The organism is Streptococcus mitis (genome assembly GCF_003942795.1).
Lineage (GTDB): Bacteria > Bacillota > Bacilli > Lactobacillales > Streptococcaceae > Streptococcus > Streptococcus mitis_BJ.
The window spans coordinates 48,951-71,793 of record NZ_RJNY01000010.1; the positions used below are offsets into that span (position 1 = coordinate 48,951).

Consider the following 22,843-nt stretch of genomic DNA (forward strand, 5'->3'; position numbering starts at 1 on the left):
AAAATAGGAAATCTGACGCAGACACTTTAGTTTCTAGGAAGATTTGCACCTAAAGGTAGCCATATCTGTAGTTCGCTAAAGCGAAAACAGCTACGTCTCTTTTTCACCAAGAGGTTAGGGTGTGCTCAATTCGGTAAGATGTTGAGGCGTTAAGAAAACGAAAGAAAAATAGGAAGCCATCGCCTTGTGCGATGCACAAAAGATGGCTTATCTTTTTTCCGAAGTTTTTAGCGGAAACTCAGTTAAGCGTTACTAGTTTGATTTTTAAAACTCGAACTAGTAAGTATAAGAAGAAATCCAGAGGTTGCAACCCAGCCTCTGTTTTTCGGTAAAATAGAGGGTGTAGCTTATGAAAAAAGTACTTTGTGTCATTTATCCTAATTTCTCCCTTTATGAGATAACCGCTTTAACAAGTACTTTAGCTCTGTCTTTTGACATCACGATTGATTATGTCGCTTCAGATTATTCGATAGTTATATCTGAGGATGGCTTACCTTGTTTACCTACAAAAACATTGGATCAAATCTGTATAGAAGAGTATTCTTGTATCATTTTACCAGGAATGGTAAATATAGGGCCTGCTCTACAGGATGAAAAATTAAATTCTTTTTTGAGAGAGCTCGGTGAGCAGGATATCTTAATTACAGCAATTTCTTCTGCGCCCATTTTATTAGCGAAAGCAGGTCTGTTGAAGGACACGAAATTTACAGGTGGAATTTGGCAAAACTTCTTTGACTATTTTGAATTTCTTCCACGTGAGAATTTCCAACCCAAACTGGTTTTGCAAGATAAACAAATCATTACGGCTATCGGTTTTGCTCATCAAGAGTTTGCAAGAAAAGTGATTCTTGGTCTAGGTTTGGCAGAAAATACTGATAACTATTTTAAAGAACAGAACGAATATTCAGAAGAGGACTTGATTTTTACTCTATCGGACAAGGAGTTTGATGAAGTGAAGCAGAGTATAGACAATACCCTCTAATGATTTATTTATAAATTATAGAAAGGAATAAGGGTGTTCGAGTAACTGAACACGGGCTACGGACTGTGTCAAAAAGATAGTTTTTTCTAGGACGAAGCGTCCGTCGTCAAAACTCCTATTTTGACTGTGTCCGTTTGACGCCCTTTGTATCTTGAATTATGAACAATACTGAATTTTATGATCGTCTGGGGGTGTCAAAAAACGCTTCGGCAGACGAGATCAAAAAGGCTTATCGTAAGCTTTCCAAAAAATACCACCCAGATATCAACAAGGAACCTGGTGCTGAGGAAAAGTACAAGGAAGTTCAAGAAGCCTATGAGACTTTGAGTGACGACCAAAAACGTGCAGCCTACGACCAGTATGGTGCTGCGGGTGCCAACGGTGGCTTTGGTGGTGCCGGTGGTTTTGGCGGCTTTGACGGAGCAGGTGGCTTCGGTGGTTTTGAGGATATTTTCTCAAGTTTCTTCGGTGGAGGCGGAGCTTCGCGCAATCCAAACGCTCCTCGTCAAGGGGATGACCTCCAGTATCGTGTGAACTTGACCTTTGAAGAAGCTATCTTCGGAACAGAAAAGGAAGTTAAATACAATCGTGAAGCCAGCTGTCGTACATGTAATGGATCTGGTGCTAAGCCAGGGACAAGTCCAGTCACTTGTGGACGCTGTCATGGCGCTGGTGTTATTAACGTCGATACACAGACTCCGCTTGGTATGATGCGTCGCCAAGTAACCTGTGATGTCTGTCATGGTCGCGGAAAAGAGATCAAAGACCCATGTACAACTTGTCACGGAACAGGTCATGAAAAACAAGCTCATAGCGTACATGTGAAGATCCCTGCTGGTGTGGAAACAGGCCAACAAATCCGCCTAGCGGGTCAAGGTGAAGCAGGCTTTAACGGTGGACCTTATGGTGACTTGTATGTGGTGGTTTCAGTAGAAGCTAGTGATAAGTTTGAACGTGAAGGAACGACTATCTTCTACAATCTGAACCTCAACTTTGTCCAAGCAGCTCTTGGTGATACTGTGGAAATTCCAACCGTGCATGGTGATGTTGAATTGGTCATCCCAGAAGGAACTCAGACTGGCAAGAAATTCCGTCTACGTGGTAAGGGAGCACCGAGCCTTCGTGGCGGTGCCGTTGGTGACCAATACGTGACTGTTAATGTCGTGACTCCGACAGATTTGAACGACCGCCAAAAAGCAGCCCTTAAAGAGTTTGCGGCTGCAGGTGACTTGAAAGTCAATCCAAAGAAAAAAGGCTTCTTTGACCATATAAAAGATGCCTTTGAAGGAGAATAAAACAAAAAGAGCCGATTGGCTCTTTTTTGTTACCATTGAAAATTTAGTGTCGAAAAATCATTTTCCAGTTAGTCTACTATTTATACTTTTGAGTGAGCAAGCCAGCTGCATCCATCTCCTGAATGAGTTGCTTAAGTTCCGCTTCTTTACCAGGTTTCACAGTGACAGTATCGATATGTTTGATCGCCGAATTATCCTGAATATCCACTAAGGTCAAAGCTTTTTCATAGAATGCAATTCCCTTTTTAAGACTTTCCTGATCTTTCCAATTTAGAATTGTGTAAGAAGATTTTGATTTCTTTCCTTTTTCTTGGAAATACTTCTCGCCCTCCTCCTCTAAAAATTGTATTAAACCGTGATTGAACAAGTTGTCTCCTACCTTATAGTATGAAATATCCCCTGCCTGTAGGACATAGACTTCCAGTCGGTTTTTGGTGAGTTTTGGACTTTCTTTTAGGACGGGGTGACTATTGATGACCTCGTCTGAGAAAGTAACATAAAAATCTAGGCCTCCACCCTCGTATTGATAGTGTCCATCTGATTCTACTTTCTCAGGAGACATGTCAAGGGAGATAAAGATTTGTTTTAAGGCTTCATTTCCCTCACGGATGTCACTCGGTGAAGCTTTGAAAAGATTGACCACTAGTAGAAATGCCAAGGCTACAAGAAGGCAGAGGCAGCCGCAAGGGATCGCGATGACCTTCGCTAGAACTTTTAAAGACTGTTTCATTTTCATTCCCTCCCTTTTCTGTTCAAATCTAGTAATCCAAAATGGATTTAAGGAAAGTTGGAGGCTTTCTTATTCTTGTTTTTCTTCTTGGAGGACCGCCATTCTGGTTTGGAAATCTTTTTCCAAGACTTTGAACTTGTAGGTCAAATCTTTTTGGTATTCCTTGATAAGGGCTTTTTGTTGGTCGATGATTTGTAGGCTGTTTTGGATGATATCCAAATCATCCTTGATAGCTTGGACGCGGTCAGTTGTATCTAGCACTTCATCCTGAATGGCTTGGCGATTTTTCACGACAAAATAACTTCCAGCTGCAGCTCCTGCAAATAGCAATAGATTGGATAGTTTCATGGCATCTCCTTAAGCGTTTTTAATGGTTTCAGCGACTTGGGCAAGTTTGTCAAAGTCTGGTTCGTGGGCAATAAAGTCAATCTTGAGGTCGTCTTCTGCACTGTAGCGAGGTACGAGGTGCACGTGAGTATGAAAGACCGTTTGACCAGCAATTTCCTCGCAGTTGGCAATGATATTCATGCCGACAGCTTTGGTAGCCTTCATGACTTTTTGAGCCACTGTTGGCACTTGTGCAAAGAGTTGGCTGGCACTCGCAGCATCCATTTCTAAAAGATTGCGATAGTGCTCTTTTGGTACAATGAGGGTGTGTCCAGGCGTTACTTGAGAGATATCAAGGAAGGCAAGAACCTGCTCATCCTCGTATACTTTTGAAGCAGGAATCTCCCCTGCGATGATCTTACAAAAAATGCAATCTGACATAAAATCCACCTCTACTGTATTGAATTTTGATATAATATAGCTACATTATACCAGATTCGGAGAAAATATGTTAGAAATTAAAAACCTGACAGGAGGCTATGTTCACGTTCCTGTCTTGAAAGATGTGTCCTTTACAGTTGAAAGTGGGCAGTTGGTCGGTTTGATTGGTCTCAATGGTGCTGGGAAATCAACGACAATCAATGAGATTATTGGTCTGTTGACACCTTACAGTGGGGAAATCAAGATTAACGGTCTCACCCTGCGAGAAGATGCAACCAACTATCGCAAGCAGATTGGGTCTATCCCAGAAACGCCTAGTCTGTATGAGGAATTGACTCTCAGAGAGCATATCGAGACGGTTGCCATGGCCTATGGTATTGAGCAAAAAGTGGCTTTTGATCGTGTGGAACCTTTGTTAAAAATGTTTCGTTTGGATCAAAAATTAGACTGGTTTCCAGTGCATTTCTCCAAAGGGATGAAGCAGAAGGTCATGATTATCTGTGCCTTTGTGGTGGATCCGAGTCTTTTCATCGTTGATGAGCCTTTCCTTGGGCTCGATCCGCTGGCTATTTCTGACTTGATTCAGCTTTTGGAAGTGGAAAAGCAAAAAGGCAAGTCTATCCTCATGAGTACCCACGTGCTAGATTCGGCGGAGAAGATGTGTGACGCCTTTGTTATTCTCCACAAGGGGGAGGTGCGGGCTCAGGGGAACCTCCAGCAACTCCGTGAAGCCTTTGCCATGCCTGAAGCTAGTTTGAATGATATTTACTTGGCTCTGACCAAAGAGGAGGAGCTATGAAAGACTTATTTTTAAAGCGAAAGCAGGCTTTTCGTAAAGAGTGTGTCGGTTATCTGCGTTATGTTCTCAATGACCACTTTGTCTTGTTCCTGCTAGTTCTCATCGGTTTTCTAGCTTACCAGTACAGTCAACTCTTGCAAGATTTTCCTGAAAATCATTGGCCCATCCTCTTGTTTTTAGGGATTGTATCTGCCTTGCTTTTAGCTTGGGGAGGAATCGCGACCTACATGGAAGGACCTGACAAGCTCTTTCTCTTAGTCAGTGAAGAGGAGGTTAAGTCTCACCTCAAAGGGCAGACGATGCGCTCACTGGTCTTTTGGCTCTTTGTCCAAACCCTTTTCTTGCTTTTATTTGCGCCCTTATTTTTAGCCATGGGTTATGGCTTGCCAGTTTTTTTCATCTATGTGCTTTTATTGGGAGCAGTAAAGTGCTTCCTCTTTCGCCGAAAATCCAGTAAATTTTTTACAGAGACTGGGCTTGACTGGGACTATGTGATCTCCCAAGAAAGCAAACGCAAGCAAGTTTTGCTTCGTTTCTTTGCTCTCTTTACTCAGGTTAAGGGCGTTTCAAATAGTGTCAAACGTCGCGCTTATCTGGATTTTATCCTTAAAGCAGTTCAGAAAGTGCCGAGCAAGATTTGGCAAAATCTCTATCTTCGTTCTTACTTGCGAAATGGAGACCTCTTTGCCCTCAGTCTCCGCCTCCTATTCCTATCCTTGTTAGCTGTGATCTTTATTGAGCAAGCTTGGATCGCGACAGCAGTAGTAGTTTTATTTAACTATCTCCTGCTCTTTCAGTTACTGGCCCTCTATCATGCCTTTGACTACCAGTACTTGACTCAGCTCTTTCCACTAGAAAAAGGGGAGAAAGAGAAGGGACTACAGGAAGTTATCCGAGGATTGACAGGTTTTGTTTTATTGGTTCAGCTGATAGTTGGTTTGATTACCCTCCAAGAAAAACTAGCTCTTCTAGCCCTGCTTGGAGCTGGACTGGTCCTGCAAATCTTGTATCTCCCTTATCAGGTGAAACGTCAGATGCAGGACTAATACTCTTCGAAAATCTCTTCAAACTACGTCAGCTTTATCTGCAACCTGCGGCTAGCTTCCTAGTTTGCTCTTTGATTTTCATTGAGTATAACATTGCTTATATGATACTAAAAAAGAAGTTGAGTTCTGTCTCAGCTTCTTTTATTTTCTACAAGATAATGGTTGGCCCGTAGAGACTCAACTTAGTCTTGACTTGGTCAAAGTGAAAACGGTCATAGGCCCGCCAAGCAGCACGAGTAGGAGCATCTGGATCGAGAGCACTGAGGCCCATGAGAAGACTGGAAGTCTGGTAAAATGTTTCCAGCTCAATCAAGAATCGATTATCCACTGTCTCAGCTTTAGAGAGAAAGCGGAGGATATTGTTCAGTTGCTCCTGAAAGCAGACATCGTCAGCTGTTGCCTGTTTGCATGCTTGATAGGCTTTGTTTAACTCAGTAATCAAAGTCTGAGCTCTTTTGATAGGTTCTGTATCTGTCATGAGAATTTCTCCTTTAATCTGGGTGCTAGTCTTGTTTCTAGCAACTGTTTTTTTGATACTGCCAGTCTATCACTTTTATCTCCTTTTTCAGCTTTAAATCTTTAATTGTCATTGAAATTTCCTGAATGGTAATAGCGGGATTTTATGATAAAATGGTTGTAAGGTTATCATAGTCAATTTGTAAAAGCTTCGACACTTTAGGAATTTTTAAGAACCGTTTAGGATTTGGCAAAAAATGGATTCTAGACTTATGGTATCCTCTCTTTAGGAGGTTTTATCCATGAACTATATCATCATCCAAAAAGAGAAAGAAATTTTCAAATTAAACATAAAGGATATCTACTATATCCAAACGCATCCAAGTAAAGCCCATACCGTGCAGATTGTTACAGAAGACGCTAGCTTTGATCTGTTTCAAAATTTAAGCAATCTTGAGAAACAATATGGGGAAACCTTGACGAGATGTCATCGAAATTGTCTGGTCAACCTTGAACGAGTAAAATCCATGGATATCCAATCAAAGACCCTCTTTCTAGGGGAAGAAGGTCGATATGCTGTTCAGTATGCCAGACGTCGCTATAGAGACATTCGCCAAAAATGGTTGAAACAAGGAGAGTAAGAAGATGAGAATATTTGTTTTAGAAGATGACTTTTCCCAACAAGCTAGGATTGAAACGACGATAGAGAAACTCTTGAAAGAATATCGTATCATTCCCAGCTCTTTTGAAGTTTTTGGCAAGCCAGACCAACTGCTGACAGAGGTACATGAGAAGGGGGCGCATCAGCTATTCTTTTTGGACATTGAGATTCGAAACGAAGAGATGAAGGGTCTAGAGGTGGCTAGAAAGATTCGGGATCGGGACCCCTATGCCCTGATTGTCTTTGTGACAACTCACTCAGAGTTTATGCCCTTGTCCTTTCGCTATCAAGTGTCAGCTTTGGACTACATTGATAAGTCCCTTTCGGCAGAGGAGTTTGAATCTCGTATCGAGTCAGCCCTTCTCTATGCCAATAGTCAAGATAGTAAAAGTCTGGCGGAAAATTGCTTTTACTTTAAATCAAAATTCGCCCAATTCCAGTATCCTTTTAAAGAGGTTTACTATCTCGAAACGTCGTCCAGAGCCCATCGTGTTATTCTCTATACCAAGACGGATAGGCTGGAATTTACGGCGAGCCTAGAGGAGGTTCTCAAACAGGAACCTCGTCTCTTGCAGTGCCACCGCTCTTTTCTCATCAATCCTGCCAATGTGGTTCATTTTGATAAGAAAGAAAAACTCCTTTTCTTTCCCAATGGTGGAAGCTGTCTAATCGCGCGTTATAAGGTCAGGGAAGTGTCTGAGGCTATTAATAACTTACACTGAGCTAGGAGAGTTTATGAATATTGCTTGGATATTGTTGTATACACTTATTACTAATGGGCTAGAAATTGTCATTTTCTTTAAGGTAGATGGAATTGGTCTCACTTTCGAGAGGATTTTTAAGGCTTTTCTTTTTAAGATACTTTTGGCAGCTGTTTTTGTAATGATTAGCTATATAGTAGGAAATGATTACCTATCTTATTTTGTGGACCCCTTGTACGGCATAGGTTTATCTTTCTTATTGTTAAGAGGGCTTCCTAAAAAACTCCTTTTCTTTTATGGTCTCTTTCCAATGATATTGGTGAATCTCTTTTATAGAGGAGTCTCCTATTTTGTGCTTCCATTTTTGGGACAAGGGCAAGTATATGATGGCTACTCATTTACTGGGTTATGTATAATAATTTTCAATTTCTTCATTTCTCTAGCTTTTTTGAAATGGTTGGGCTATGATTTCACTAAGTTGAGAAAGGAGATTCTCGATAAAGATTTTCAAAAGTCCCTTACTAAGATTAACTGGGTAATGGGAGCTTACTATCTAGTGATACAAAATCTGTCTTACTTTGAATATGAACAAGGTATCCAATCAACGACTGTTCGTCATCTGATCCTAGTGTTTTACTTGCTCTTTTTTATGGGGGTTATCAAGAAATTAGATACCTATTTGAAGGACAAACTTCATGAGAGACTGAACCAAGAGCAGGACTTGCGATACAGAGATATGGAACGTTATAGTCGGCATATAGAGGAACTTTACAAGGAAGTTCGGAGCTTTCGTCATGATTATACCAACCTCTTGACCAGTTTACGTCTGGGGATTGAAGAGGAGAATATGGAGCAGATAAAAGAGGTCTACGACTCGGTCTTAAAGGATTCTAGTCAGAAATTGCAGGACAATAAATATGACCTGGGCCGATTGGTGAATATTCGAGACCGTGCCCTCAAAAGTCTCTTAGCAGGAAAATTTATAAAAGCCAGAGAAAGGGATATTGTCTTTAATGTCGAAGTTCCTGAGGAGATTCAAGTCGAGAGTATGAGTCTGCTTGATTTTTTAACCATCGTATCTATCCTTTGTGACAATGCCATTGAAGCCAGTGCAGAGGCCAGTCAACCTCATGTTTCAATCGCTTTTTTAAAAAATGGAGAACAGGAGACCTTTATCATCGAAAATTCTATCAAAGAAGAAGGCATCGATATTTCTGAAATCTTCTCTTTTGGAGTTAGTTCAAAAGGGGAGGAGCGAGGTGTTGGTCTCTATACCGTTATGAAGATTGTCGAAAGTCATCCCAATACCAGTCTCAATACCACCTGTCAAAATCAAGTCTTTCGTCAGATGCTTACTATGATACATACAGAATGATAAAAATAAGACCTAGAGAGCTTTTCTCTTGGTCTTGTTTTTTTATAGTAGTATTGGCTGATGAAGTCCTTTCGTATTGTTATACTTAATTATATTAAGGCTATACAAGAAATCTTCCCACCATCCTCCACCTGTAATTTGATTGAGTTCAGTAGTTGTTAATTCTTGAAATGAAGTTAGGTTTTGTTTCTTATCCATGTTATGATTCTCCTGTTTTATAAGATAATAAATAGTTATAGAGTGTTATCAGAAAATTAATTAGAATGTGTTAAAATTTTATCTTTGAAATAATCAAAATATGTTTTCTTTGCAGTTACACTAGTGACGCGACCTTGTAAGCCGTATTGGATGAGTTTACTATCCTCATTAGATAGTTTTGCAAGAGCGGTTAATTTAAAGAGATTACCTTGCTCTGTTCTGGTGGGAGTTTGATCAATTGTCTGAAGTTGGCCGATGATAGTAACGCCGTGATTTCCAATCTTCTCAAGTTTTAATCTTACAGTTTGTCCTTTATCTAGTAAGGGGAGATAGTCAGATGATACGTAGTAAGTGATTAGTACTTCTCTTGTATCTGTGATGAGAGGAAATATTTGAGCAATTTCTGTACCAGTTGGAATTCTATTTTTACCTTCAAATTCGCTGTTCAGATGAACGATACCTTTACTTGGAGCGGTTAAGGTATTGTTTTCCAAGCGCTGTGTCGCTTGATCTAGTTGTACTTTTAATTCTGTTAATTGATTCTCCACGGTTAGTTGTTGCTGAGAAGCTGTCTGTAAAAACTGAGTGCGGAGTACTTCAATTTTGGTTGCTAAACTATTATCATAAGTTGCTACACTTCCGATACCAGCTTGCTGAATTTTGAGACTTGCGATAGATGATTCAAGATTTGCAATACTTTGATTGATTTGAGATAAAAATGGCTCATCTGCAGTTTCTTGTGTTTGTTCTTGAGAGGCTACAAGATAACGATTCAAAATTGACTGGTGTGGATTGCCAGTCGGTAAGCGTGCTCTTTTGTTTATGATAGCATCTCTCAGCTCCTGGTATTCTCCAATTTGTTGTTGAACTCTTGTGATTTCTTGTTCAATAGCTGATGAACTGCTATTGGCAAGGTTGGCTTGATTTGCAACCTCAGTGTTAGTCTTTGAGATACCTAGTTCAATATCATGAGCTTGTTTAGTAAAATTCATAAAGGTATTATAGTAGCCAAACTCATCCTCACCAGAAAAAAGATCGGTATTTTTTTCTAAGCTTTGTTTCAAAATTCCAAGTCCTTCTTTTTGCTTCTCAAGTCTTTGTAATTGAGTTTCTAAGGCAGTTTTCTGGCTCTCTTCCATTGTTTCAGAGTATTTGATGAGTAAGTCACCTTTTTCAACTACTTGATTTGCCACTAAATGATTAGCTAAGATAGTATTATCACTGGTTGACTGAATGGATGCAATGACACTTGTAGGAGTGACTTCTCCTTGCGATGTAACAGTAATCTCTTTTGTAGCAACAAGGGAGAAAATCACGATGAAAGTAAACAGTAATGAAAGTGGTATGATTAATACTGTCGCATAATTATGGTAACGTCTCTGATAAAACTCGACGCTTCTAAAAAGATTAGGATTCATAACATTCTCCTTATTTGTTGAATAGATGATGGTAGAAGCCTTGCGCCTGTATTAACTCTTGATGACTACCAACTTCAATGATTTTCCCTTGGTCAAGAACAATGACACGGTTAGTCCGTTCGGCTATACTTAGACGATGGGCTACAAAGAGAATGGTTTTATCAGTTAGGGACATAAGATTATCTATAACCTTTTTCTCAGTCAAAACATCGAGAGCACTAGTAGCTTCATCTAGTATTAAAACAGGAGATTTAGTTAAAAGAGCACGAGCGAGGGCGATTCGTTGCTTCTGTCCTCCTGACAGACCTGCTCCATCAGAAAGTTGAGTTTGATAGCCCATAGGCATTCTTTCAATATCTTGACGGATTTCAGCTAATTCGCAAGCTTTTAGAATATCTTCTTGGCTAATCATACTATTACCGCCCAAGGTTAAGTTTTCCAAGATAGAGCCATTAAAGATATAGGCTTGTTGGGGCAGGTAATTAATATGACGTCGCAAGATTTTTTTATCAATATTTTTAATATCCTGATGATTGATGGTAATCTGTCCTTTGTAAGGGTCAAAGAAGTTGACAATCATTTTGGCTAGAGTTGTTTTACCAGAACCACTAACTCCAACTAGGCTAACCTTATCACCTTCTTTAATCGTTAGATTGATATCTGTTAAGGTATCTCGCCCAAAACCATACTTATAAGAAAGGTCATCAAATTCAATATCGCCCATCAAAAAATTTGAATGAACAGGATTTTCTTGAACTTGAAATTCAGATTCGACTAAGTAGACCTCGTTCAAGCGGTTATTAGCAACCTTCGCAGATTGGAGTTTAGTTTGTAGGTTGATAATATTTTCCATAGGAGTTGTAAAGTAAGAAAGAAGTGTATTAAAGGTAATCAGCTGACCGATAGAAATCTTACTCGACATGACTAATTGAGCACCAAACCATAGGATAAAGATATTAAGAACTAACTTTGTTCCTTGTTTTAAATTAGTTTGTAAAATAGAATATTTAGTAAGTTTAAAGGATTTTTCCAAATAATCGACAAATTCACTGTCAATATTTTGGTAGCGATTTTCTTCACTTGTGAGTGACTTGATGGTTTCGATCCCGTTGATATCTTCGATAATGGCAGAACTAACCATAGAATTACTTTGCATGACATCATGGTTCATTTTTTCAAAAGGCTTCATAAAAGAAAAGATGATAAATATGTAAATAGGGATGGAAATAAGAGAAAGAAGAAAGAGGTTAGGATTTTGTGCTAGTAAGACGCTCCCTACAAGGATCAGAATGGAAACATCAAGAAGAAGAGAGAGAATGGTAGAAGCTAAGGCATCTATAATAGAGTTGGCATCTGTGAAGCGTGAAATGATTTCTCCTGTACGACGTGTCGCAAAGAAAGACATAGGAAGTTCAAAGATATGGCGAATATAGGCCAAAATTACATCAATGCTTAATCTCTGACTCAGAACAGTTAGGAGATAATCTCTGGAGAAGCTCATGGCTTGTTGGAGGATATAGGTGATAATTAGACCAATTGAGATAATTCCTAAAGTTGATTTCATCTGATTTGGAATGTACTCATCCAAGATTCCTTGGAGATAATAAGAACCACCGATATTGATAATAGTGACTAATAAGCTTGAGAGAACAATGTAAGCAATGAGAGATTTTTGTTTAAAAATCAGAGGGAGGAAGCTCAGTAGACCATTCTTTTTATCTTTGTGGGGTTGATAGCTGGGTTTGGGAGCTAGAAAAATAGCTACTCCAGTCCATTCAGAGAAAAAGCGTTCTTTTGACATTTTGGTGATTTTTACAGAAGGATCAGGATCACCAATAATCAGATAGTCTTTCTTTGTTTGATAGACAACATAGTAATGTTGGAGTTTCCCTTCTTTGTTAACGTGAACGATAAATGGATAGGGGACATCGCTCATGTCAAAGAGCGTTTTATCTGCTTGAACAGGCCTTGTTTCAAAGCCCATTTCATCAGCGGCTTTTACAATGCCAAGAGCAGTCGTCCCTTCCTTATTGGTCTTTGCAAGTTCTCTCAAGTGAGCTAGAGAAAAATCTGAACCATAGAATTTGGCAATCGAGGCTAAGGCAGCGACACCACAGTCTCTAGCATCTATTTGAGGAACAAATGTACGTTTATAAGAAGTCATTGGCAAATCCTTTCATATAAAATATGAATTTATTATACCATGATAATAAGCTCATATTTTATAAAATCTTGAATTGTCATTGAAACTTCCTGAATGGTAAAAAAGTGATTAGAAATTATCTTTTTTAAAAAATTTAGAGGTGGTTTCAAATGAAAAGCTAATTCAAGACGTTTCGATGACAATTCAAGATTTGGATGAAAAATTTTAAAAAACAATGATATACTAAACTTGTCAAGGTTGCAACAGGACAAAAATTAAAAATAAAAAAGGAGTATTTGTCATGAATACAAAAATGATGTCACAATTTTCTGTTATGAATAATGAAATGCTTGCGAAAGTTGAAGGAGGTTTCGGAGGTTGGGGAGATATGCTTTCTGGTCTATTGGGTGGACTAGCACCTTCTCCAACTTTGGATCAATTAAATGGTAAGTGGCCTATTATACATTTTTCAAAACCATGTGGTCCATATGGTATAGGGGGAACTCCAAACTCATGTAACGGTATTTAAAAAGGATTGAAGCTATGAAGGCAAAATATGGGAATCAAATTGTTGATGTTTGGGAAATTGGTCAAGCAACTCCTAAACCAAGTTGGGTAGAGGAAGCTTTTCAAAAAAATTATATGGTTTGGTTGGATAATCATGTGCGCATTCTAATGGCAGGTCTCAACACTTCTCTCGCAACGAATATCAAGTTTGGTCTAGTTGGAACAGTTGGAGGAGGATTCGCTGGTTATGGAATGTATGTTCTTGGTTATCCAGGTGATTATCTAGATATCACCAATCATAGAGTTGTTTCTGCTAAAACATTTCACAAAAGTTATCAAATTTTAGAAAATGATTAGATATCATTTAATTGTAATGGAGAAAGCAATGAAAAAAATATTTGCAACAAAACGCAATGTATTCTTAGTGAGGTTGTTGTTCGGACAGATACCCTTGCTTGTCTCTACTTATCTATTTCTATCTCGTCAGTTTTTAAATTTTTCCTTGGTTTTCCAATTTCTTTTAGTGGTTATCAACTTAACTTCTATTTTGGCTGTTGTTTATCTCACTAGGAAAATGAGAGTGAAAAAATTTGAAGATGATGATTTGGTTAGTCCTAAAACCAATCAACTCATGTTCATCGGTTTGACAGGCTTTATGTCTATTATCTGTTTGTATAGAGGTATCACAGCAGGAGAATCTTACCAACAACTAATTGCTTATATTGGCGCGGTTCTATGCTTGCTTATCATGCTTTTGCTTATTTGGGGTTTGAAGTATTATAAAAAGTAGAGGTTAATGAAGTATAAAAGGGTGAGTATTTTCGAAATACTCACCCTTTTATAATGAAGTTTTTGCAATTCAAGACGTTTCGATGACAATTCAAGATTTGGATGAAAAATTTTAAAAAACAATGATATACTAAACTTGTCAAGGTTGCAACAGGATAAAAATTAAAAATAAAAAAGGAGTATTTGTCATGAATACAAAAATGATGTCACAATTTGAGATTATGGATACTGATATGCTTGCTTGTATAGAGGGTGGGGATGTATCTGATATTTATAGAGGGTATGCTTATAAGGAAAGTCCATTTGGTTCTTACCCTTCTATATTAAAAAATTCAGGTCCTTTTCCAGTAAGTGGGTACTGCCCGCGTGGTTATCGTGACCTTGGTTATATAGGAGCAGGTTTTCATTTATGTGGAATATAGGCTGAAATATAAGAAATGAGGAAGAATTTCTATGAAAAAGTATCAGCTTCTATTCAAAACAAGTGCAATTTTATCCTACCTATTTTTCGTATTTGGCCTTTCTCAGCTGACGCTTATTGTTCAAAACTATTGGCAATTTTCTTCCCAGATTGGCAATTTCTTCTGGATTCAAAATATCTTGAGTTTGCTATTTATCGGAGTCATGATTTGGATTCTGGTTAAGACAGGCCATGGTTATCTCTTTCGTATTCCAAGAAAAAAATGGCTTTGGTATTCGATTGTGACAGTATTAGTGGTAGTGCTCCAGATCTCTTTTAACGTTCAGACAGCTAAACATGTCCAGTCAACTGCGGAAGGTTGGGCTGTATTGATTGGTTATAGTGGGACTAACTTTGCCGAATTGGGTATCTACATAGCCCTGTTCTTTCTGGTTCCACTGATGGAAGAGTTAATCTATAGAGGATTACTGCAACACGCCTTTTTTAAAGATTCGAGATTTGGTCTTGATTTGCTTCTTCCCTCTATTTTATTTGCTCTCCCTCATTTTTCAAGCCTGCCTAGTCTGTTAGATATCTTCGTCTTTGCAACAGTTGGAATCATCTTTGCTGGTTTGACCCGCTATACCAAGAGCATTTATCCATCCTATGCAGTGCATGTGATTAATAATATTTTCGCAACATTACCATTTTTGCTGACTTTTTTACACAGGGTATTTAGCTAAAAATAGTAGATTAAAAATAATTATCGATTATGAGAAGTGAATAAGATTAGATTTCTGAATAATAGAATTTAATTTTATTCACTTCTTATTAGTTGACTAAGGAAATTGTGCTCTTTGAGCAATTCAAGACGTTTCGATGACAATTCAAGATTCGGGTGAAAAATTTTAAAAAACAATGATATACTAAACTTGTCAAAGTTGCAACAAGACAAAAATTAAAAATAAAAAGGAGTATTTGTCATGGACACAAAAATGATGTCACAATTTTCTGTTATAGATAATGAAATGCTTGATAGAATAGAGGGAGGAATATTTGGGGTTGACGATGCTGTGTTTTGGACAGGGGTAGGCGGCTATGTTGTAGGTAGAATTGTTGATACAGCAATTGGTGATTTTACGAATCAATGCCGGAAAAATCCTCATCAGTGGTTCTGTGTTCGTGTATAGATATAATAGTGTTGTATTGTATAAGAATATATATAACTTAATGACCTATGTACGGATAGAAACTGTTCTTTTGCAAACGAGTCGCTTATTCAATTATAAGTTTACGTGCTCCTAGTCACAGTTCTTGTGCTTGATGGAAAGAATGACACCTATAAAAATACGAGGTAGTGGCTGTACCACTCATTTATTCACCTATCCGTGATTTGTAGTAGTGATAGGCTTTCTCATTATTATTATAAAACAAAATAAAGAGCACAACACTTTTTCATTCTGTGTTGTGCCTTGAGTAAAACGAAAGGAATGAATTATAACAATGAAAAAAATTGATTATATTGCTTTGAATGAAGTAGAATTAGAGACAATTAGTGGTGGAGATGACTGTTTTATTGGAGATATCGGATGTATTGGCTGGGGGATTTTGAAGAGTATCGGAGGGATGATAAAACCTGGTCCATATGTTCCTCCAGTATGCATTCCAAAAAGTTCATGGAATCCTGCACCTCCAGTTCCATGTTAAAAGGTGCTTGTAAACTTCTATAAAAATTGAATAATCGACTTGTTCGGTATTTTGTTGAAACTCCGGAACTATAATATACAGGTGCTATTAAGGATTATTTTAGCTGATTTAAATAGGTGAAAACTAAAAACTAATGGCTAGTTGGAACTTCTTTAGTTGGATTGTTGTTGAGTATAACTATTTTTGTATAGATGAAAATCTTGTTATTGTTCAAGATGTTTTGATGATCATTTATGATTTCAGTGATTCAAAATCAAAATGAGTGCTATACTAGCAGTGTAAAGGTTGTAGCTAAACTAAGATAAAGCATACATTTAGGAGGAAATCTTATGAAGAAAAAAATATTAATCATTTTAACCTTGTATCTGATCATGTCCATCTTTCTTTATCCGCTTAGGGAGAGTATTTGGTATCATCTATTTTATACCATAGCCTATCTGATTGCGGTTATGATCTATTTTGTTTTAATTAAAAAGAAAGAAAAGAAATGAAAGCTTTTCTTGCTAAAAAACGAATCATATTCTTTGCGAGATTATTCCTGGGTCAGTTGCTTTTGCTTGTCTCTACTTATCTATTTTTATCTCGTCAGTTTTTACATTTTTCCTTAGTTTTTCAATTGCTTCTAGTTAGGTTACTGTTTATCTCACTAGGGAAATGAGGATAAGAGAGTTTGAAGATGATGATCTGGTTAGTCCTAGAATCAATCAACTTATGTTCATCGGCTTGACAGGCTTTATGTGTATTATTTGTTTGTATAGAGGTATCACAGCAACAGAATCCTATCAGCAATTAATTGTCTACATTGGCGCTATTCTCTGCTTGATTATCATGCTTCTGCTCATTTGGGGATTGAAGTATTATAAAAAGTAGAAGCTAATGAAGTATAAAAGGGTAAGTGTTTTTGAAATACTTACCCTTTTATAATGAAGTTTTTGCAATTCAAGACGTTTCGATGACAATTCAAGATTTGGATGAATTTGTAATCTTAAATAAGGTAAGATAAAGATAACAAATGTAAAGGAGTATTCCTATATGAAGAAACAAAAGATAAAATCGCTATTACTTGTACCACTTGTATTTGCATCTATTACTACATGTGTTGTATATGCAGAAGAACAGACTACTTCTTCCTCTATCCGGGCTAATGATAGTTCTGTTGTGGCACCAGATTTGCAATCGGGTACGGAAAATGTGGAGCATAAATCTTCCGTTGTAACTCCCGAGGAGTATGAACAGAATGTTGCTGACTTTAAAAAGATAGATATTGAAGCCGTTCGTCAATCTTTTACCGGGGACCAATTGGAACATACTATATATTTTGGTAGAAAAACATGCTCTCATTGTCGTCAATTTTCTCCTGAATTGAAAGAATTTAATAACCTGATTGAAAAGAAGTTAGAGTATTATGATTTAGATGGTAAAGATTTTGACGGGGAAGCGAGAGAGTTTCTATTTAAAAAAGTCGGTATTCCAGGAACACCAACAATTTTGTATTTAAAAAATGGACATCCGATATCTGGATGGGTTGGTGGGGGAGCGACTGCACAACAGGTGTATGATTATATGTACTCTAGAAACTCACCTAAGCAAACGGAAACAATAGCATCTTCTGAGGATACAGTAACAGAAAGTGTGCATGATGAGAAAACCAGAAATGACAGCATGAGTACTAGTGATAAAGTTGTAAGTGAAAGTAAAGGTATGAGTGATGAAAAAAGAACCGAAATGAAAATATCCAATGATAATCCCAATTCTAATAGTGAAAATAGTGGGAAAGTGGAGAGTATAAACTCAACTTCCAAAGCTAAAACTACTCAATCTGGCGATTTAGCAATATTAGACAATAAGAATCAATTGGAAACTCTCAAACCTATTTTTGATGCTGCTCAAGAAAATAAAACTCCTTTAACCGATGTTAAGGGGCCTGATTATGTAAGCCAATCTATTACTTCGAATGAAAAATTATTACCGAAAACAGGAGAGGAAAAAAGTTACCAACTGATTCGGCTAGCTGTCGCGTTTTTTATGGCTTCTATAATGATTAAAGTGAAACAAAAAATTCATAAATAAAAATAGATGGTAAACAGGTGCAATGATATTATTTGTTTGTAATAACATATGACTAGAATTTTCCTATAGACCAGAGTGAAAGGGCAAGCATGTTTTTAATGCTTGCTTTTTAAATTTTTTAACAATTCAAGACGTTTCGATGACAATTCAAGATTTGGATGAAAAAAATTAATAAACGATGATATACTAAACTTGTCAAAGTTGCAACAAGACAAAAATTAAAAATAAAAAGGAGTATTTGTCATGGATACAAAAATGTTGTCACAGTTAGAGGTTATGGATACTGAAATGCTGGCTAGCATTGAGGGAGGAACTGATTGGGGAACAGTAGGAAAAGGAGCTGTCTATGGAGCAGGTATCGGAGTTGCTATGTGTACGGTAGGAGGACTCCTTACTGGTGGTTCCGCATGGGCTATGACTGCTGGCTGTGCTTGGGCTGGAGCTAAACTTGGTGGTGCTTTTACTGCAATTGCTGATAATATTTGGCCATAGAAGGGAGTAGAAATTATGTTTGATTACAAAATAGTAGACAATCAAGAATTAAGTAATATTTCTGGAGGTGGATTGGGAGGAGATGTAGTTGTAGGAGCCTTGTCGGGTGCATTTCAGGCAGGACAATCTTGTATTACTGGAGGCCCTCAAGCTTACTTGATTTGCGCAACAGGGGGCGCTATAGTAGGTGGCATTATAGCTTTTGGATTGAGACCCCCAAAATAGTTTAAAAAAGGAATGGGTATTAATATGTTAAATGAAACTATGATTCAGCTTATACTCATTGCAATTTGTTGTGTGTACATTATTTTTAATACCAAGGCTGATAAAAACCCAAAGAGAGGATATCGTACAGCTTTGTACCTTTTCGTTATGGCTGGTATTATATCCTATATTATGAATTATCTGAATTGGTTAGATTTTTTCTTACTGATAACTCCGATAATGTGTCTATTTAAATTTGAAGATAAATGGAGTTAGCAACATTTGATACTTCAATAGGTTATTAACTATCCTTTGGCTCATTGTCAACTGTAGTGAGTTGAAGAAAAGCTAAGATCGAGAAAGGACTAATTTCGTCCTTTCTTTTTTGAGTACGACGGGCATGACGTTTATTTGATGTGTAAGTCCTCCGTGTGCACCCGCTACCGGTGAATTCAATAGCGATTCTCAAACCTGACTATCGTGAGGTAGCGGGGAGAAGAAGGCATAGCGAAATCGTGGCTTAAAGAACAGGAATGTTATAGTAAGACACGTTTAGAGGATAAAGTGGCTTCACACTCTAAAGCACAAATAGGTATACCTAATCCATATATTTAAATCACGAGAGTGTACGAGAAAAGATGTACGACTTATCTATTGATGTGAGGTTCTGATGAGAGCTGAAAGCATGGTAACAACGAATCATGAGAAGTTAGTCAATCCTATAGTAGTCAGGAAAATTCTATAATGGAAGTGGAGCGAAAGGTGAACAATTGAAAGTAGAATTGTCTGTTTTGATTATTTGTTTGATAGGATGGTAGTATGAAAATATAAATGGTGACTATTCAGATCTATTTAATTTGTGCAGCTGGTGGGGGCGGCAGTTTCGGTTTTATGGCCACATTAGAGGATTTGATTGGTATATAGAGTTATTAATCCAGGTATTTCTTTGAGTTTATACTCTCTATGCTGTATAGGAATACATCATGTATAAACACTTATTTCTCCCATATTCAAAAACCTTAGACTGGTTGACGCTCTATATTCTAGTCTTGGCTTCTGACACCATTGCCTTTAATGTTTTTGTGCTAACCTTTATATCTGTTGTGATCTTTTATTTCCTAAATCCCATGCTATCTTTAATGGCCATCTTCTTAGGGGGTGGTTATGTGGTCGGATTTTGGTTACTCAAATGGTTTGTTTTGGAAAGGCTAGAGAAAAAGATGACGTGTAGGGAAGTCTGTTTGGTGGGGAGGATAGTTTTATGAGAATTTTTAATAAATGTCATGCCTTGTTTTTGGGATTTTTAGTCTTTGCAATCGTTGGTGCAGCGGGGTATTCCGTCAATCAAGGAGATTATTTTCAACACCAGTACACATTCATTGTTGTAAAGACTCTCTTGCTTTTCCTTAGTTTTGCCTATGCGAGATGGTTTGATATGATTTCTTTGGGGATTTTAAGCAAGAAACAACTCTTGCTGTTCATTGGAACCTTTCTTCTTACGGTGCTGGTAAATATAGGTTATCATGCTTTTTTCTCAGTTGCTTCTGGTGCCTCGGCTCAACACCTTGAGGAAACGAGTAAAGGACTTTCGCTTTCCTTTATTGTAAGTGTTACAGTTTTGGGACCAATCCAGGAGGAACTCATGTTCAGAGGACTTCTTCAGGGGGCTATATTTGAAAATTCTTGGTTAGGGCTTGTACTGACTTCCTCTCTCTTTTCTTTCATGCATGAACCTTACGATGTGCCTTCGTTTTTCTATTATCTACTTGGGGGCTTGTTGCTGGGCTTTGTTTATAAAAAGAGCCAAAATTTGTGGGTTTCTACTCTAGTCCACATGTCTTACAACAGTTTGCCACTTTTAACTTATTTCTAAAAATCATGAAAAGGTAAGCAGAAGACGGTGCTTGCCTTTTTTAAGCTATAATGATAGCCTGAGCCAATTGAGATGCTTTTCTTTGAGAATCAGGTGTGGAGCGGTTGACGAATAGACCAAAAACTAGTAGAATAGTAAGGAAACTTTATACGGAGGAAAGAAATGGACTTGGGTGATAATGAGCTAACGCTGACCCCTATCCCTGGGAAGAGTGGCAAAGCTTATATGGGAAGCTACCCTGATGGGAAGCGCGTCTTTGTAAAAATGAACACCTCTCCAATCCTACCTGGCCTAGCCAGAGAACAAATCGCTCCTCAATTACTATGGACTCGTCGTTTGCCAGATGGCCGTGATATGTGTGCTCAGGAATGGCTGACGGGTAAAATCTTGACCCCCTACGATATGAATCGCAAGCAGATTATCAATATCTTGAACCGCCTTCACCGCTCGCGTCCCTTGATGAAGCAGTTGAGCCGTTTGGGATACACCATGGAAACACCAGTTGATTTGCTACGTTCTTGGCAGCAAGGAGTTCCAGAAATCTTGAAGCAGAATCACTATTTGAACAGTGTGATTGCTGAGCTAGGTAAGACGGTTCCAGGTTTTAGGGAAGACCATGCAACGATTGTGCATGGAGATCTTCGTCATAGTAATTGGATTGAGACAGAGAGTGGACTCGTTTATCTAGTGGATTGGGATTCGGTTCGTCTGACGGATCGTATGTTTGATGTGGCGCATTTGCTATGCCACTACATTCCGGATCATCAGTGGCACCAATGGTTGAGAGACTACGGCTATAAGTACAATCAGACAGTGTTAGATAAATTGTATTGGTATGGTCAGTATTCTTACTTGAACCAGATTGCCAAATACTGTGAAAATCAAGATTTAGACAATGTAAACCGGGAGATTTACGCCTTGCGTGTCTTCCGTGACAAGTATGGAAAGAAGAGATGAGAGTTAGAAATCGTAAAGGGGCGACAGAGTTACTGGAGGCGAATCCCCAGTATGTGGTCCTCAATCCCTTGGAAGCAAAAGGGAAATGGCGAGACTTGTTTGGAAATGATCATCCTATTCATGTTGAAGTTGGAAGTGGAAAAGGAGCCTTCGTATCCGGGATGGCCAAGCAAAATCCTGACATCAACTACATCGGGATTGACATTCAAAAGTCGGTATTGAGTTATGCCTTGGACAAGGTGCCTGAAGTTGGAGTGCCCAATATCAAATTGCTGTGGGTCGATGGTTCAGATTTGACAGACTACTTTGAAGACGGTGAGATTGATCGTCTCTACCTAAACTTTTCAGATCCCTGGCCTAAAAAACGCCATGAAAAGCGTCGTTTGACTTACAAGAGTTTCTTGGATACCTTCAAGCGCATCTTGCCTGAGAATGGGGAAATCCATTTCAAGACGGATAACCGTGGCTTATTTGAGTACAGCCTGGTGAGCTTTTCTCAGTATGGGATGAAACTCAATGGGGTTTGGCTGGACTTGCATGCCAGTGATTTTGAAGGCAATGTCATGACAGAGTATGAGCAAAAATTCTCCAGCAAAGGTCAAGTGATCTACCGAGTTGAAGCAGAATTTTAAGAAATAGCTTGAAAACCAGCTGGTTGAGTGCTAATGCTTTACATAAATTGACAAACGTGCTATACTGATAGTAAGAATATGAGAAAGAGAGGCGGGGAAATATCTTCGCCTCTTGCTTATGAGGAGGTGGACGCAATCGCAACAATCGTAGAATTAGTCAGAGAAGTTGTAGAACCTGTCATCCAAGCGCCTTTCGAGCTCGTGGATATCGAGTATGGAAAGATTGGCAGTGACATGATTCTCAGTATTTTTGTAGATAAACCCGAAGGAATTACCTTGAACGACACGGCAGACCTGACAGAAATCATCAGTCCTGTTCTTGATACTATCAAGCCTGATCCCTTCCCAGAACAATATTTCCTAGAAATCACCAGTCCAGGCTTGGAACGTCCTTTGAAAACCAAGGATGCCGTCGCTGGAGCAGTTGGGAAATACATCCATGTCGGACTCTACCAAGCCATCGATAAGCAAAAAGTCTTTGAAGGAACCTTGGTATCCTTTGAAGAGGACGAGTTGACCATGGAGTATATGGACAAGACACGTAAGAAAACCGTCCAAATTCCATACAGTTTAGTATCAAAAGCACGTTTAGCAGTAAAACTATAGAAAAGAAAGGATAGCTTTTGAGGATTCAAAAGTA

At 38.3% G+C, this 22,843-nt stretch carries 30 protein-coding genes; 23 read left to right on the forward strand and 7 right to left on the reverse strand.

Going from position 1 to position 22,843, the window contains the following annotated elements; genetic code table 11:
* Nucleotides 1-349 precede the first annotated feature (349 nt).
* Complete coding sequence (locus D8847_RS05820; RefSeq protein WP_125840937.1) at nucleotides 350-982, forward strand: DJ-1/PfpI family protein; 633 nt, start codon at nucleotides 350-352, stop codon at nucleotides 980-982.
* Nucleotides 983-1,140: 158 nt separating this feature from the next.
* Nucleotides 1,141-2,277 (forward strand): molecular chaperone DnaJ, encoded by a 1,137-nt coding sequence (gene dnaJ, locus D8847_RS05825; protein WP_125840938.1) that lies wholly within the window; start codon nucleotides 1,141-1,143, stop codon nucleotides 2,275-2,277.
* A gap of 76 nt (nucleotides 2,278-2,353) precedes the next feature.
* Here dnaJ and D8847_RS05830 read toward each other — a convergent pair whose 3' ends face one another.
* The 3 genes from D8847_RS05830 to D8847_RS05840 form a co-directional block, all read right to left on the reverse strand.
* Entirely contained in the window at nucleotides 2,354-3,013 is a 660-nt protein-coding gene (locus tag D8847_RS05830; protein ID WP_125840939.1) for a hypothetical protein, read from the reverse strand.
* A gap of 63 nt (nucleotides 3,014-3,076) precedes the next feature.
* Complete coding sequence (locus tag D8847_RS05835; protein ID WP_000777745.1) at nucleotides 3,077-3,355, reverse strand: hypothetical protein; 279 nt, start codon at nucleotides 3,353-3,355, stop codon at nucleotides 3,077-3,079.
* Between the two features lie 9 nt (nucleotides 3,356-3,364).
* The gene (locus tag D8847_RS05840; protein ID WP_001278307.1) at nucleotides 3,365-3,775 is read right to left on the reverse strand and encodes an HIT family protein; all 411 of its coding nucleotides are present in this window, start codon (nucleotides 3,773-3,775) and stop codon (nucleotides 3,365-3,367) included.
* A gap of 67 nt (nucleotides 3,776-3,842) precedes the next feature.
* Here D8847_RS05840 and D8847_RS05845 point away from each other — a divergent pair, with 67 nt between their 5' ends.
* Both D8847_RS05845 and D8847_RS05850 read left to right on the forward strand, forming a co-directional pair.
* Nucleotides 3,843-4,574 (forward strand): ABC transporter ATP-binding protein, encoded by a 732-nt coding sequence (locus tag D8847_RS05845; RefSeq protein WP_125840940.1) that lies wholly within the window; start codon nucleotides 3,843-3,845, stop codon nucleotides 4,572-4,574.
* On the forward strand, nucleotides 4,571-5,620 hold the full coding sequence (locus tag D8847_RS05850) for an ABC transporter permease (RefSeq protein ID WP_125840941.1): 1,050 nt from the start codon (nucleotides 4,571-4,573) through the stop codon (nucleotides 5,618-5,620). The genes D8847_RS05845 and D8847_RS05850 overlap by 4 nt, the downstream gene beginning before the upstream one ends.
* A 148-nt stretch (nucleotides 5,621-5,768) precedes the next feature.
* On the opposite strand, the gene D8847_RS05855 is transcribed toward D8847_RS05850, so the two are convergent.
* Nucleotides 5,769-6,098 (reverse strand): helicase BlpT, encoded by a 330-nt coding sequence (locus D8847_RS05855; protein WP_125840942.1) that lies wholly within the window; start codon nucleotides 6,096-6,098, stop codon nucleotides 5,769-5,771.
* Nucleotides 6,099-6,378: 280 nt separating this feature from the next.
* On the opposite strand from D8847_RS05855, the gene D8847_RS05860 reads away from it, so the two are divergent.
* Genes D8847_RS05860 through D8847_RS05870 form a run of 3 tightly spaced genes read left to right on the forward strand, consistent with a single transcriptional unit; the run spans nucleotide 6,379 to nucleotide 8,813 of the window.
* The gene (locus D8847_RS05860) at nucleotides 6,379-6,717 is read left to right on the forward strand and encodes a LytTR family DNA-binding domain-containing protein (protein WP_125840943.1); all 339 of its coding nucleotides are present in this window, start codon (nucleotides 6,379-6,381) and stop codon (nucleotides 6,715-6,717) included.
* Nucleotides 6,718-6,721: 4 nt separating this feature from the next.
* Nucleotides 6,722-7,459, forward strand: a complete 738-nt coding sequence (locus D8847_RS05865; RefSeq protein WP_125840944.1) for a response regulator transcription factor — start codon at nucleotides 6,722-6,724, stop codon at nucleotides 7,457-7,459.
* Nucleotides 7,460-7,472: 13 nt separating this feature from the next.
* On the forward strand, nucleotides 7,473-8,813 hold the full coding sequence (locus D8847_RS05870; RefSeq protein ID WP_125840945.1) for a sensor histidine kinase: 1,341 nt from the start codon (nucleotides 7,473-7,475) through the stop codon (nucleotides 8,811-8,813).
* A gap of 42 nt (nucleotides 8,814-8,855) precedes the next feature.
* Here the strand turns inward: D8847_RS05870 and blpC are convergent, their stop codons facing one another.
* From blpC to blpA, 3 genes are read right to left on the reverse strand one after another with little or no spacing between them, the layout of a single operon-like run.
* Complete coding sequence (gene blpC, locus D8847_RS05875) at nucleotides 8,856-9,011, reverse strand: quorum-sensing system pheromone BlpC (RefSeq protein ID WP_125840946.1); 156 nt, start codon at nucleotides 9,009-9,011, stop codon at nucleotides 8,856-8,858.
* Nucleotides 9,012-9,067: 56 nt separating this feature from the next.
* Nucleotides 9,068-10,429 (reverse strand): bacteriocin secretion accessory protein, encoded by a 1,362-nt coding sequence (locus tag D8847_RS05880; RefSeq protein ID WP_125840947.1) that lies wholly within the window; start codon nucleotides 10,427-10,429, stop codon nucleotides 9,068-9,070.
* Between the two features lie 10 nt (nucleotides 10,430-10,439).
* A complete protein-coding gene (gene blpA / locus D8847_RS05885; RefSeq protein WP_125418569.1) occupies nucleotides 10,440-12,593 on the reverse strand; it encodes a peptide cleavage/export ABC transporter BlpA in 2,154 nt (717 codons plus the stop codon).
* Between the two features lie 280 nt (nucleotides 12,594-12,873).
* Between blpA and D8847_RS05890 the strand changes: the two genes are divergently transcribed.
* The 16 genes from D8847_RS05890 to rimP all read left to right on the forward strand — a co-directional run bounded on the left by D8847_RS05890 (nucleotide 12,874) and on the right by rimP (nucleotide 22,809).
* Nucleotides 12,874-13,101, forward strand: a complete 228-nt coding sequence (locus D8847_RS05890) for a Blp family class II bacteriocin (protein ID WP_125840948.1) — start codon at nucleotides 12,874-12,876, stop codon at nucleotides 13,099-13,101.
* Between the two features lie 14 nt (nucleotides 13,102-13,115).
* Nucleotides 13,116-13,436, forward strand: coding sequence for a role in replication (locus D8847_RS05895; protein ID WP_125840949.1), 321 nt, complete (start codon nucleotides 13,116-13,118; stop codon nucleotides 13,434-13,436).
* 28 nt (nucleotides 13,437-13,464) lie between these two features.
* Nucleotides 13,465-13,869: an immunity protein gene (locus D8847_RS05900; protein WP_125840950.1), complete on the forward strand. Its 405-nt coding sequence runs from the start codon at nucleotides 13,465-13,467 to the stop codon at nucleotides 13,867-13,869.
* A 187-nt stretch (nucleotides 13,870-14,056) separates the two neighbouring features.
* Nucleotides 14,057-14,290, forward strand: a complete 234-nt coding sequence (locus tag D8847_RS05905) for a bacteriocin class II family protein (protein WP_125840951.1) — start codon at nucleotides 14,057-14,059, stop codon at nucleotides 14,288-14,290.
* Between the two features lie 31 nt (nucleotides 14,291-14,321).
* Nucleotides 14,322-15,011 (forward strand): CPBP family intramembrane glutamic endopeptidase, encoded by a 690-nt coding sequence (locus tag D8847_RS05910; protein ID WP_125840952.1) that lies wholly within the window; start codon nucleotides 14,322-14,324, stop codon nucleotides 15,009-15,011.
* Nucleotides 15,012-15,251: 240 nt separating this feature from the next.
* The gene (locus tag D8847_RS05915; protein ID WP_125840953.1) at nucleotides 15,252-15,458 is read left to right on the forward strand and encodes a bacteriocin class II family protein; all 207 of its coding nucleotides are present in this window, start codon (nucleotides 15,252-15,254) and stop codon (nucleotides 15,456-15,458) included.
* 313 nt (nucleotides 15,459-15,771) lie between these two features.
* Complete coding sequence (locus D8847_RS05920; protein ID WP_038804511.1) at nucleotides 15,772-15,975, forward strand: hypothetical protein; 204 nt, start codon at nucleotides 15,772-15,774, stop codon at nucleotides 15,973-15,975.
* Between the two features lie 654 nt (nucleotides 15,976-16,629).
* Nucleotides 16,630-16,845 carry a hypothetical protein gene (locus D8847_RS10855; RefSeq protein ID WP_312023094.1) on the forward strand — a complete coding sequence of 72 codons (216 nt, stop codon included), beginning with the start codon at nucleotides 16,630-16,632 and terminating at the stop codon, nucleotides 16,843-16,845.
* Between the two features lie 162 nt (nucleotides 16,846-17,007).
* On the forward strand, nucleotides 17,008-18,045 hold the full coding sequence (locus tag D8847_RS05935) for a thioredoxin domain-containing protein (RefSeq protein WP_125840954.1): 1,038 nt from the start codon (nucleotides 17,008-17,010) through the stop codon (nucleotides 18,043-18,045).
* Between the two features lie 243 nt (nucleotides 18,046-18,288).
* On the forward strand, nucleotides 18,289-18,537 hold the full coding sequence (locus D8847_RS05940) for a Blp family class II bacteriocin (RefSeq protein WP_125840955.1): 249 nt from the start codon (nucleotides 18,289-18,291) through the stop codon (nucleotides 18,535-18,537).
* Nucleotides 18,538-18,552: 15 nt separating this feature from the next.
* Nucleotides 18,553-18,762, forward strand: a complete 210-nt coding sequence (locus D8847_RS05945) for a Blp family class II bacteriocin (RefSeq protein ID WP_125840956.1) — start codon at nucleotides 18,553-18,555, stop codon at nucleotides 18,760-18,762.
* A gap of 962 nt (nucleotides 18,763-19,724) precedes the next feature.
* Nucleotides 19,725-20,006: an immunity protein BlpZ gene (gene blpZ, locus D8847_RS05955; protein ID WP_125840957.1), complete on the forward strand. Its 282-nt coding sequence runs from the start codon at nucleotides 19,725-19,727 to the stop codon at nucleotides 20,004-20,006.
* Nucleotides 20,003-20,614 carry a CPBP family intramembrane glutamic endopeptidase gene (locus tag D8847_RS05960; RefSeq protein WP_125840958.1) on the forward strand — a complete coding sequence of 204 codons (612 nt, stop codon included), beginning with the start codon at nucleotides 20,003-20,005 and terminating at the stop codon, nucleotides 20,612-20,614. The genes blpZ and D8847_RS05960 overlap by 4 nt, the downstream gene beginning before the upstream one ends.
* Nucleotides 20,615-20,776: 162 nt before the next feature.
* Nucleotides 20,777-21,571: a cell cycle regulator CcrZ gene (gene ccrZ / locus D8847_RS05965; RefSeq protein WP_125840959.1), complete on the forward strand. Its 795-nt coding sequence runs from the start codon at nucleotides 20,777-20,779 to the stop codon at nucleotides 21,569-21,571.
* Entirely contained in the window at nucleotides 21,568-22,203 is a 636-nt protein-coding gene (gene trmB / locus D8847_RS05970; protein ID WP_125840960.1) for a tRNA (guanosine(46)-N7)-methyltransferase TrmB, read from the forward strand. Before ccrZ ends, trmB begins: the two co-directional genes overlap by 4 nt.
* 126 nt (nucleotides 22,204-22,329) lie before the next feature.
* Nucleotides 22,330-22,809 carry a ribosome maturation factor RimP gene (gene rimP, locus D8847_RS05975; protein ID WP_000338695.1) on the forward strand — a complete coding sequence of 160 codons (480 nt, stop codon included), beginning with the start codon at nucleotides 22,330-22,332 and terminating at the stop codon, nucleotides 22,807-22,809.
* The last annotated feature ends 34 nt before the right edge of the window (nucleotides 22,810-22,843 follow it).